At 42.3% G+C, this 12,139-nt stretch carries 10 protein-coding genes; 9 read left to right on the top strand and 1 reads right to left on the bottom strand.

Annotated features, from left to right (window positions below; all coding sequences use genetic code 11):
- Nucleotides 1-24: 24 nt before the first annotated feature.
- The 4 genes from C8D73_RS00295 to C8D73_RS00310 are packed head-to-tail and all read left to right on the top strand — an operon-like array spanning nt 25 to nt 3,566.
- Entirely contained in the window at nt 25-1,530 is a 1,506-nt protein-coding gene (locus C8D73_RS00295; protein WP_113076963.1) for a leucyl aminopeptidase, read from the top strand.
- 1 nt (nt 1,531) lies between these two features.
- Nucleotides 1,532-2,350 (top strand): PHP domain-containing protein, encoded by an 819-nt coding sequence (locus tag C8D73_RS00300; protein WP_113076964.1) that lies wholly within the window; start codon nt 1,532-1,534, stop codon nt 2,348-2,350.
- 27 nt (nt 2,351-2,377) lie between these two features.
- Complete coding sequence (locus tag C8D73_RS00305) at nt 2,378-3,226, top strand: Asp23/Gls24 family envelope stress response protein (RefSeq protein WP_021718517.1); 849 nt, start codon at nt 2,378-2,380, stop codon at nt 3,224-3,226.
- The gene (locus tag C8D73_RS00310) at nt 3,207-3,566 is read left to right on the top strand and encodes a DUF3870 domain-containing protein (protein WP_021718516.1); all 360 of its coding nucleotides are present in this window, start codon (nt 3,207-3,209) and stop codon (nt 3,564-3,566) included. Before C8D73_RS00305 ends, C8D73_RS00310 begins: the two co-directional genes overlap by 20 nt.
- A gap of 65 nt (nt 3,567-3,631) precedes the next feature.
- On the opposite strand, the gene C8D73_RS00315 is transcribed toward C8D73_RS00310, so the two are convergent.
- Nucleotides 3,632-3,991 (bottom strand): hypothetical protein, encoded by a 360-nt coding sequence (locus C8D73_RS00315; RefSeq protein WP_021718515.1) that lies wholly within the window; start codon nt 3,989-3,991, stop codon nt 3,632-3,634.
- Nucleotides 3,992-4,276: 285 nt separating this feature from the next.
- On the opposite strand from C8D73_RS00315, the gene C8D73_RS00320 reads away from it, so the two are divergent.
- From C8D73_RS00320 to C8D73_RS00340, 5 genes are all read left to right on the top strand, one after another.
- Entirely contained in the window at nt 4,277-5,251 is a 975-nt protein-coding gene (locus tag C8D73_RS00320; RefSeq protein WP_113076965.1) for a TAXI family TRAP transporter solute-binding subunit, read from the top strand.
- A 16-nt stretch (nt 5,252-5,267) separates the two neighbouring features.
- Nucleotides 5,268-5,798 (top strand): DUF1850 domain-containing protein, encoded by a 531-nt coding sequence (locus tag C8D73_RS00325; RefSeq protein WP_113076966.1) that lies wholly within the window; start codon nt 5,268-5,270, stop codon nt 5,796-5,798.
- 28 nt (nt 5,799-5,826) lie between these two features.
- Nucleotides 5,827-7,776: a TRAP transporter permease gene (locus tag C8D73_RS00330; protein ID WP_113076967.1), complete on the top strand. Its 1,950-nt coding sequence runs from the start codon at nt 5,827-5,829 to the stop codon at nt 7,774-7,776.
- A gap of 224 nt (nt 7,777-8,000) precedes the next feature.
- Nucleotides 8,001-9,665, top strand: coding sequence for a ribonuclease J (locus tag C8D73_RS00335; RefSeq protein ID WP_021718511.1), 1,665 nt, complete (start codon nt 8,001-8,003; stop codon nt 9,663-9,665).
- A 22-nt stretch (nt 9,666-9,687) separates the two neighbouring features.
- On the top strand, nt 9,688-12,132 hold the full coding sequence (locus tag C8D73_RS00340; protein ID WP_113076968.1) for a DNA translocase FtsK: 2,445 nt from the start codon (nt 9,688-9,690) through the stop codon (nt 12,130-12,132).
- Nucleotides 12,133-12,139: the final 7 nt, after the last annotated feature.

Genomic DNA, 12,139 nt, shown 5'->3' on the forward strand with positions numbered 1-12,139 from the left:
AAAAAAGTATAAAGGAGCAGTATTATGGATTTAGATCAGGAAACAGCAAAAGAGTTAGTAAAATCAGTGATAGATGGTTTTGAAGAAGAAAGTATAGTTAATGCGGAGTCTGTTACCTTGTTTTTGTGCAGGGAATGTCTGCCGTACTTAACAAAAATGAATATTCCAGCTAATATAGTGCAGGCTGTCAATGGGCTGGCTGAAAAAAATGAAGATTTGACAGCAGCAGGAAGCTTGACTGATCTTGTTATAGCGCAGGATGGAAGGTTGCAGAGAGTTATTGTTGCCGGCTTTGGCAAAGGTGATGAATGCAAGCCGAACAATCTACGTAAAGCTGCAGGCAGTGCTGCCAGGGCTCTAATTGCTGCCAAAATAAAGCAGACTGCTGTTGTGGCACCGATTCTTTCTAATCCGGCAAGGGTCCATTACTTAGCTGCTTTGGCAGAGGGGCTGGTTTTGGGAGGGTATCAATTTACGGAATGTAAGGGTAAACCTGAAGCTAAACCGGAACTTGATTTTTCTATTATTTCCGGTATTCCTGATGCTGAACGGGTGCTTGCAGAAGCTGAGGTTGTGGCAGATGCGGTTTGTTATACACGCGATCTGGTCAACCGGCCCGGCAATTTAGTGACTCCAAGCGTTATGGCTGAAGAAGCAGAAGCATTGGCTCTGGAATATGATATGGAATTTGAAATTTTAGACGTAACAATGATGGAAGCGATGGGCATGCATGCTTTACTGGCTGTAGGGCAGGGCTCTATCCATCCTCCGTGTCTGGTTACAATCAAATATAATGGAGCAGGTGCTGCGCCTTATACTGCTTATGTCGGTAAGGGTATTACTTTTGACAGCGGAGGTATTTCGATCAAGCCCAGTGACAATATGGGTGAGATGAAAGACGATATGGCTGGTGCTGGTGCAGTTTTAGGCGCGTTAAGGGCTATTGCCGCACTGAAAATACCCTGCAATGTGATGGGGATCATTGCCTGTGCTGAAAATATGCCTTCCGGCAGCGCTCAGCGTCCCGGAGATGTTGTAAAAGCAGCTAACGGTAAAACGATCGAGGTTATTTCAACAGATGCCGAAGGACGTATGGTCTTGGCGGATTCGGTCTGGTACGCCTGCAAGCAGGGCGCAGACAAGGTAGTTGATATAGCAACGCTGACTGGCGGCGTTATTGTTGCTTTGGGGACAGAAACAGCTGGTGTTGTCGGCAACGATGATGTTTTGATCAGACAGATTATCGAAGCTGGTAAAAAAGCAGGCGAAAGCTACTGGCAGCTGCCTGCGCTGCCGGAATGCAAGGAAGCGTTGAAAAGTGATGTTGCTGACCTGCTCAACAGTGCCGGACGTGAAGCCAGCTGTATCAGCGGCGGATTGTTTATCGGTGAATTTGTCGAAGCAGGGATACCCTGGGCCCATATTGATATCGGCGGTACTTCTACCGCTGCTAAAACTGCGGGTTTTAAAGTTAAGGGTGGTACCGGATTTGGCGTCAGCACTTTGATTAAGCTGGCGCAGGAAATGTAAAATGTTAGTAGATCTGCATACTCATAGCACAAGTTCAGATGGAACTTATACTCCGGCAAAGCTGGTAGAAGCGGCAGCTGCTGCTAAAATAGGCGTACTGGCTTTGACTGATCATGATTCTGTAAATGGCATTGTTCAGGCAGAAGCCGCTGCTGTAAATATAAAAAACGCTCCCCGCATCATCAGAGGCGTAGAGCTTGGTACTCAGGCCGGTGAAGCCAGCGTACATATTTTAGGATATCATATTGATATCAGTAATGAGCGTTTGCTGACGAAAATGCATGAAATGCGCCATGCGCGCGAACTCAGGCTGCAGAAGATTCTTAAGAAAATAGCTGCTCTGGGCTATTATGTCGAGGTGGCCGAATGTGATCCTGACAACAGAGCAGTCGGACGTCCCCATGTGGCTAAAGCTTTAGTTGCCAAAGGGTATTTTGCTACGGTGCAGGAAGCCTTTGACGTGCTTTTAAAGAGAGGCAGGCCCGGTTATGAACCGCAGCCTAAATTATCGCCGGAGGAGGCCGTAGAGCTGCTGCACCAGGCAGGAGGCCTGGCGGTGCTCGCGCATCCAAGTGAGTTGGAGGATAAGCCGCTGGTGAACTGTTTGATGAAGAATGTAAAATTTGACGGTATCGAAGTCTATCATCCTTCCGCAGATATAAATGAGCAGAAATACTGGCTGGAGCTGGCGCAGAATTTTGATTTGCTGGTTTCTGGCGGTTCAGATTTTCACGGAGTGAGCGGGCGTTTTCCTGAGCAATTAGGAATTTTTGAAGTTTTATATACAAATGTCAAAAATGTGATAGAATATAAACAATAAATTTAAGTCGGATTTGCGGAGGCCTTTATGAAAGTAGTAGCTTTTGTAGGTCCCAGCGGTACTGGTAAAAGTCATCGAGCAATAGGTATTGCCCATAAAAATAATTGTGATGCTATTATTGATGACGGATTACTTATCAAAGGAACCAAAATATTAGCCGGAACTTCTGCTAAAAATGAAACGAATAGAATACAGGCGGTCAAGCGCGCTATTTTTACTGAAGAAGATCATGCAGAAGCAGTGCGTCAGGCTTTGGCAGGTAATGACGTCCGGCGGCTTCTGATTTTGGCAACTTCCGACAATATGATAGAGAAAATAGTTAAGCGTTTGGAGTTACCTGAGCCTGAAAAGACCGTTTATATTCAGCAGATTGCGTCCAAGCAGGAGATCAAAAAGGCGAAACAGGCCCGGCTGCGCGACGGCAAGCATATTGTTCCGGTACCGACTGTCGAGTTGAAGCCGCATTTTACAGGTTATTTTGCTGATTTACCATATAATTTATTTTCCAAGCAAAGGAAGAAAAGCGGGGAAGACCGTTCGATAGTCAGACCGGCGTTCAGCTACTATGGCAAGCTGTTGATTTCCGATTACGCTATTTATGACATTATCAATCTCATTGCCGAAAAAATGATGGGCATTGATAAAGTAACAGGCATCAAAGTGCGCAGGCGTGCCGAAACGAAAGGCATCAGCATTTATGTCGATGTCGTATTGTATTACGGCGTTAAGATTTTTGAAGTAACAAAATTGTTCCAACACAAAATAAAAGAAAAAGTAGAATATATGACGGCAATGCAGGTCAAAACAATCAATGTTTCCGTCCGCAGCTTGTCGGTAAAAAAACAGGAGGATTTTTATGTTAAACGAACAAAGTAATGAAAGAGTACTTTTTTCGGGGTATGCAAAATTACCGGTAGGAATTACAGCTGCGGAAATGTATAAGGTAATAGGCGTGATTGTGGTTGTAGATATGAAGAGTGGACTTATCGTAAAGGCAGACTGCACACTGGCGACTGAACTGGCACGGCAATATATTGCGCAGTGCCTTATTGGTTACAATCTTTCCAATGGGCACGAAGAGCTGCAGAATATTTTAGAACGTCAATATCAGGGCAGTGCTAAAAAAGCCGTTGCAACGGCTATGCGGATAATTTATGACAAATACCGCAGCTTTAAAAACGGGGAAAGCGCCGAAGGCAGTGACAAATTTATCTGAAGATAATAAAATAACAAAAATGTATAAAAAAAAATCCCTTCAACAAAAATGTTGAAGGGATTTTTTCACATAACAGGATTAGTAAGTGCATCTGCCTGTTCAAAAATGAAAGCAGGTGAAGGATAATAGAATTGGCAATGCTGGAAACTGATTGCTTCTGTTGAAAAACGTTTTAGTAAAGCATAACTGGCACGTTCTTCAAAATCGATCAGATTATCCTTGTTGATATCGGCGTCATCGACAATGACCAAAAGATAAGCCGGAACGCTGGGCGCGTCTTCCGGGACCAGGCTGCGGTCAAGCGGGACACCTGGAACGATACGAAGATGGCCGATGACCTGCTGATTTTCGTCAAGCAGCTGGGCACGGAAAGTATCGTTGTAAAGCGTACGTGAAAGTTTGAGAGTATAAGCTCCGGAACTCATAAAACACACATCCTTTTCTCTTATTGGCAAGGGAATTTATTGCCCTCTGAATATTTGATAACGATATATATGATACCATATTCTTTTAATTTTAGCAAAGCGGCAAAAATTTAAGAAAAACAGATAAAGTATATTGTATACAATATAGAGCTTCTTCTAACTTGCAGGATTTTATAGAAATTTATCGAATTAAACTAAGTAAGTAAAGTGGCATAGTCATTTGAAAAATGAGCTTTTATTTTTCATGATACAACTGTGTACACTCAAAAATGAGGAGGGGATCCTATGAAAAAACTTTTAGCTTTTCTGATGGCGATCATGGTCTTTGCTACTATGGCAGCCGGCTGCGGCGGTGGTTCTGACAAAAAGGACGAAAAAAAACCGGCTGCGCAAAAATTCATTAATATTGCTACTGGCGGTACAGCTGGTACATATTTCCCATTGGGAGGCGCTATCGCTGACATTTTGAATAAAAATGTTCCCGGAGCTAATGCTTCAGCACAATCCACCGGTGCATCTGTAGCAAATATCAACTTGTTGCAGCAGGATAAAGTCGATATCGCTTTTGTACAAAATGACATCGCTTATTATGCTGTTAACGGTTCAGAAATGTTCAAAGATAAAAAAGTCCCCAGTATCCAGGGCTTGGCGACTTTGTATCCTGAAACCGTACAAATCGTAACGTTGGATAAAACTGGCGTAAAATCTCTGAACGATGTTAAAGGCAAACGCGTTGCAGTAGGTGCCGCAGGTTCCGGTACTGAAGCTAATGCCCGCCAGATCCTCGAAGCTTATGGTATCACTTATGACGATATCAAAGTCCAATACCTCTCTTTCGCAGAAGCTTCCAATGCATTAAAAGACGGCAATGTTGACGTTGCATTCGTAACTGCAGGCCATCCGACCGCAGCTATTCAGGATATCGCGACTCAAAACCATGTAGTTTTACTGCCGGTTGACAGCGATAAAGCTGACGCTTTGATTGCAAAATATCCTTTCTATACCAAACTTACTATTGCAGCCAAAACTTACCCGAATCAAGAAGCCGACGTTCAGGCAATCGCAGTTCGTGCTATGTTGGCAGTAACTGATAAAATGAATGCTGATACCGGCTATGCTATCACCAAAGCTATTTTCAGCAATCTCGATCGTTTGAAAGCAGCTCATTCTGTAGCTAATGCAGTTTCTAAAGCAACCGCATTGGACGGTATGTCCGTTCCTGTTAATCCGGGCGCAGAAAAATACTTGAAAGAAAAATAAGAGTTAAATATTTTATATGATGAACCTGAGAGACCGGTTGCCGGGAACTTCCGGTAATCGGTCTTTTTCTAAAAAAATGATTCTGATATCAGTTACTGTATTAGTTGGTTTGGGAATATTGTTTTGGTATGCCAACCAATTAGTAGTTTCTATTAATCCCGAAGATGGATTGCCAAAACAATGTTTTACTGCAAAAAGAGGAGAAGAATGGAATATTGAATTTACCCATTCGGTCCAGTTGACAACGGTGGAAGAATTTTTTAGAGTTGACGGTGCAGATGATCTGGTTATGACACATACTCGGTATCAATCACTGGGAGTAGGACTGCCATATTCACCTGCAGAAGGAATTTTGACTAATACTCCTGACGGTAAGTTTATCTTAAAAATGGATCGGCCTTATAAGACTGTAAAATTAAGAACTGCCGTACAAGCAAAGCCTCGTATTATACATAAAAATAAAGTCTATGATCTTTGCGATCTATATGGACAAGGAACCTTGGTTGAAATCAAGGCAGAAAAACGTTATCAATATTGGTTAAATTAAATTTTGCAAAAGGGGAGGAGAGGGCAGAATGAGTGAACAAGATAAAACAACTATGTCAGCAGAAGAAGTCCTGCAAAAGTTTGACAAAGAGTCTGACAAACGTAATTTAACAGGAATGTGGGACAAATTAATTTCTTTTATCTGTATTGCCTTCGCCGTTTTTCAATTGTATACCGCAACTTTCGGTGTACTTGATGCACACTTACAGAGAGCAATCCATTTGGCATTTGGATTTTCTTTGATTTATCTGCTGTATCCCGGCAGGAAAAACTGGTCCAGATCTGTAATGCATCCGCTTGATGTTATTTTCGCTGTTCTAAGTGTTGCCAGTGCACTTTATATCGTAATTTTTTACGACGAACTTGTTTTAAGAGCCGGTATGAATACTGAATTTGATTTCAGTATCGCTTTTATCGGTACATTGCTTCTGTTTGAAGCAGCTCGCCGTGTTGTCGGCTGGCCGATGCTTACAGTTGCACTGTTTTTTATGTTTTATGCTTTTGCCGGCCCGTATATGCCGGGGATTCTGGCACATCGCGGAGTTGGTGTGCAGGAGATGTTCGATCATCTTTTCTTTACCACAGAAGGTATTTTTGGTACTCCGCTTGGCGTATCTTCAACATTTATTTATCTCTTTATCTTATTTGGTTCCTATTTGGAAGCTACGGGTTTGGGCAAGTTGTTTATCGACCTGGCTAACGCTGTTGCCGGCTGGGCCGCAGGCGGACCTGCCAAGGTTGCCGTATTATCATCTGGTTTGATGGGCACAGTATCAGGCAGCTCTGTTGCTAACGTAGCCGGTACAGGCGCCTTTACGATTCCGATGATGAAGAAATTAGGTTATCGTCCTGCTTTTGCAGGCGCGGTAGAAGCTGCTGCTTCTACTGGCGGACAGCTGATGCCTCCTGTTATGGGTGCGGCTGCATTCTTGATGGCTGAATTTGTCGGAGTCCCTTATATCGAAGTTGTTAAAGCTGCCGTCATTCCGGCGCTGTTATATTACATTGGTGTTTGGATAGGCGTACATTATGAAGCTAAAAAGTTTGGGCTTAAAGGGACGCCGCGTGATCAATTACCTAAGTTTGGTAAACTGTTTATGGAAAAAGGCCATTTGATTTTACCGCTGGCGATCATCGTTTACTTGTTGGTATCCGGTTATACGCCGATGCGTGCTGCTTTGTGGGCGATTGGTCTTACTCTGATCTGTTCCTGCCTCAGAAAATCTACACGTATCAGCTTTGGTGATGTAGTCAAAGGCTTGATCGAAGGTTCTAAAGGTGTTCTCGGTGTTTTGATTGCCTGTGCTACAGCCGGAGTCATTATCGGTGTTGTAACCAAAACAGGCGTTGGCCTTAAATTGGCTACGGCACTGCTGGATCTTGCAGGTGGACACTTATTGCCGGCAATGTTCTTTACAATGATCACGTCTTTGATCCTTGGTATGGGCGTTCCGACTACTGCTAACTATGTTATTACATCTACGATTGCTGCTCCTGCTTTGGTGCAGATGGATGTTCCTGTTTTGGCAGCGCATATGTTTGCCTTCTACTTTGGTATCGTTGCGGACGTAACTCCTCCGGTTGCTTTGGCTGCTTATGCTGGTGCCGGTATCTCCGGTGCCGATCCAATGAAGGCAGGTTTTGCAGCAGCAAAATTGGCAATAGCGGCTTTTATCGTTCCGTATATTTTTGTTCTGGCACCTGAACTGCTTATGATTGATGCAACTCCATTTACGATCACTTTTGCCTGTGCAACGGCGATTATCGGCATGTGGGGCGTATCTGTCGCCATGATTGGGTTCTGTCAGTCCAAGCTCAGCTTTTTGCAAAGACTGCTGTTCTTTGTTGGCGGCTTAAATATGATTATTCCTGGCGCTGTTACTGATGCTATTGGCGTAGCAATTCTTGCAGTTGCTTTCTTCTGGCAGCGCATGAATAAAAATAAAGGTCCTATCGAAAACCATGGTGAGGATCTGTAAGAGCTTCAAACAAGCATACCTTTTAAGGTATGCTTGTTTTTTTATGTTCAGTTCACTGAATCTTTACAATAAAAATTTATTGATAATTGATTAAACATTTGTTTTTCTGCATTATTTAATGTATAATATACCGTAGAGTAGGTGTGCGGTTAATAGATTTTATTACTAGAGGTCTAAATACTTGTACGGAAATAAATTAAAAAAATTTTGGAGGTGTATTTTTTTTGAGTAAAATACAAAGTAAATTAAATATTATTCCCTTGGGCGGATTGGGGGAGATCGGTAAGAACATGACGGTATTCCGTTATGGCGACGATATAATTCTCGTTGATGCCGGCTTGATGTTCCCTGAAGATGATATGCTGGGAATCGATCTTGTTATTCCTGATATTACTTATTTAGTGGAGAACAAAGACAAGGTTAAAGCTATCTTCCTGACTCATGGGCACGAAGATCATATAGGTGCTTTGCCGTATGTTATGAAACAGATCGGCGCTCCTGTTTACGGAACTGCTTTGACTTTAGGTATTCTTCAGGGAAGATTGAAAGAAAACGGGGTCAGCTCTGAAGCATGCAAAATTATCAAACCTGGAGATAAAATTCACGCAGGAAATTTCAAAGTGGAATTTATACGTGTCAACCATAGTATTCCAGATGCAGTTGCATTGGCGATCCATACTCCTATTGGTATTATCATTCATACCGGTGATTTCAAATTTGACCAGACTCCTGTAGATGGACAGGTAACTGAATTTAATAAATTCGCAGAGTTCGGTGATCAGGGTGTACTGGCTTTAATGGCTGACAGTACCAATGCCGAACGCCCCGGTTATACGCAAAGTGAAAAAATAGTCGGGCAGACTTTTGATGATGAATTCCGTTATGCCAAAAACCGTATTATTGTCGCTACCTTCTCGTCAAACGTACATCGTATCCAGCAGGTAGTTGACAGCGCTGTTCGTTATAAACGTAAAGTAGCAGTTATCGGGCGCAGCATGGTAAATGTAGTAAATATTTCCATGGAATTAGGGTATTTAAAAATACCTGAAGGCGTACTGATCGACATTGATGAGAGCAACAACTATACTCCTGATAAGATAGTTATCATTACTACCGGCAGCCAGGGAGAGCCTATGTCTGCTTTAACAAGAATGGCTATGTCCGATCATAAAAAAGTTGATATTGTTCCCGGAGACACTGTTATTATTTCCGCAACACCTATTCCAGGCAATGAAAAGCTGGTTTCCAGAACAATAGACCACTTGTATAAACTTGGTGCCGATGTTATTTATGAAAAAAGCAATGGTGTACACGTTTCAGGTCATGCCAGTCAGGAAGAAATCAAAATGATGCACAATCTGGTGCGTCCTAAATTTTTCATTCCTGTGCATGGCGAATACAGGCATTTGATCAAGCATGCACAGCTTGCAGGCAGTCTGGGTATGCCGCGCGAGAATATCGTCGTAGGCGAAAACGGTTCGATCATTGAATTGACACGCAATAGTATTGGTATCAATGGCCGCGTTCCTTCCGGAAAAGTACTTGTAGACGGACTCGGCGTAGGTGATGTTGGCAATATCGTTCTGCGTGACCGCAGACAGCTGTCCCAGGATGGTATCATGATAGTTGTCGTTACTATCGATAAGGATACCTGCACTGTAGTTTCCGGTCCGGATATAGTTTCTCGCGGCTTTGTTTATGTGCGTGAAGCAGAGGGCTTGATGGAAACTGCTAAAGAGAAAGTTCAGCAGGCTCTTGATAAATGCGAACAGAGCAATGTTTCTGAATGGTCTGTTATAAAATCTGCTGTCCGCGATTCACTTGGCAGATTTTTATACGAAAAAACACGCAGAAGACCAATGATTTTGCCTATTATAATGGAGATCTAATGTTGTAAATGAGGTGCCTAATTTGAGAAGAACCAAAGCAGAACGTACGGAACAACAGAATAACAGTCGTTTGGAAATAAGCGGCGTTCTTTTGCTTGCGTTAGGATGTTTTGCAGCAGCAGCTTATTTTGGGCTTCCTACAGGAACAATAGGTGCTTTTATAGATAAAGTTATGAACTATACTTTAGGTAAAGGGGCATTTTTGTTTCCGCTCGCATGCATAGTTCTTGGTATCAGATTTTCTTTTTCCCACAAGGGAATTGGTTTTTCAAAAAAAGGATTAGCCCTAACATTATTGATGCTGTGCCTTTTAGGCACAGCTCATCATGTTTTTGTACCTGTAGGGGAAGAGCTGGTTCCTGAACAGCTTAAAGAAGGTGGCGGTCTATTGGGCGGAGCTTTTCTTTTAGCATTAAGACGTCTGTCAGGAACAGCTGGAGCATTGATAATTTTGATTGCAGGTATCATCTGCAGCGTTTTATTAACGGGGAAATTGTCTTTAAAGGCTTCGGCAGAAACAGCTGGTAGAAAAGCTAAAAATATTGTAACTTATCAAAATTCAGATAATGAAACTACTGCTGAAACTTCTGATTTTAAGAATATGGAAGTTTTGAACACTGTTAATCCTTACAACAGTGATGATTTTGCAGGCTTTACTTCAGGAATCAAAAAAGAAAGCCAGTTTAAACAGATCATTCGAAAAGCTGTTGGCAAAAATGAAAGTAAAGCTGAAGATGAAGAAGCGTTTTTTGATGATGAACAGCCATTTATCGAAGAATTTCCTGTTGCTGAGAAAAATGAGCCTCATATTATTACAAGGCCGATTATAGATTTTAATAAACCAAAGGAAACAGCAGTACAAATGCCAGAGCATGATTTTCTTAATCCTTACAAAAATCAGAATCCTGGCGATATAAAGATCATTGATACTGCTGATAAAAATATTTCTGCTGCCAACCCGGCTCCTAAAAAGGCTGTCAGTGAAAAAGTAAAAACAGAAACTCTGCCGGCAGCAGAAGCAAGTACATACTTGTTTCCACCTTTGGAGTTACTTAATCCTCCGTATGTTTCCAAAGATAAGCATACCGAAGAGGATATCAGAGAACAATGTGCTATTTTAGAACAGACACTTGAAGATTTCCGCGTTCGCGCCAGCGTCGTCGCTGTTACCCGCGGTCCTTCCGTCACCAGATTTGAACTGGAACCTGCTCCTGGCGTTAAAGTAAGTTCAGTAGTAAACTTAGCAGACGATATAGCGCTCAAACTTGCCGCCTCAGGTGTTCGCATTGAGGCGCCGATACCAGGCAAAGCTGCCATCGGTATTGAAGTCCCGAACCGAAAAAATGATCCGGTATTTTTCAGGGAGGTAGTCGACTGCGATTTAGTTCGTAAAACAGAGTCAAAACTTTGTGTAGGTCTTGGCAAGGATATCAGTGGTAATATTATTACGGTAGACCTTTCTAAAATGCCTCATATGCTTGTTGCCGGTTCTACCGGTTCCGGTAAATCTGTATGTATCAACACGATCATTGCCGGTATTTTATACAAAGCCCGTCCTGAAGAAGTCAAAATGATTTTAGTTGACCCTAAGGTTGTTGAACTTTCTAATTATAATGGTATTCCGCATTTACTGACTCCTGTTGTTACTGATTCCAAAAAAGCTGCTTCAGCTTTACATTGGGCTGTTGCCGAGATGGAACGCCGTTACAAGGCTTTTGCTGATAATCATGTGCGGGAAATCAATAGCTATAATGCACAGGCCGCGGAAAAAATGCCCTTTATCGTAATTATTATTGACGAATTAGCAGATTTGATGATGGTGGCTAAAGTAGATGTAGAAGATGCTATTCTGCGTTTGGCTCAAAAAGCCCGCGCAGCTGGTATCCATCTTATTTTGGCAACTCAGCGTCCGTCTGTTGATGTTATCACAGGAATTGTAAAAGCAAACATTCCTTCACGTATTGCTTTTGCTGTTTCTTCACAGACCGATTCCCGTACTATTTTGGATATGGGCGGTGCTGAAAAGCTATTGGGCAAAGGCGATATGCTTTTTTATCCTATCGGTACAAATAAACCTGTACGTGTACAAGGTGCTTTTGTGAGTGATGGAGAATTAAATAAGATTGTTGATTTTATCAAGAAGCAATCCATACCAGTCGAATATTCAGAAGAAGTTACTCAGCAGGTGTTAGAAAGTGATACTAAAGGTTCTAACGCAGCATCTGAAAATGGCAACGATCTGATGAGTGACGAACTTTTTGAAGATGCAGTCCGTTTAGTCATGGATACTGGTCAGGCATCTTCTTCAATGCTGCAGCGTAAATTTAGAATTGGTTATACGCGTGCTGCACGCTTAGTTGATTGTATGGAAGAACTTGGTATCGTAGGTCAGTCTGTTGGCAGCAAACCCCGCGAATTAATTATGTCGCGTCATGAAATAGAAGAACGTTTTTTTACAGCGCAATAAAGTATGA

Source organism: Phascolarctobacterium faecium DSM 14760 (assembly GCF_003269275.1).
Lineage (GTDB): Bacteria > Bacillota > Negativicutes > Acidaminococcales > Acidaminococcaceae > Phascolarctobacterium > Phascolarctobacterium faecium.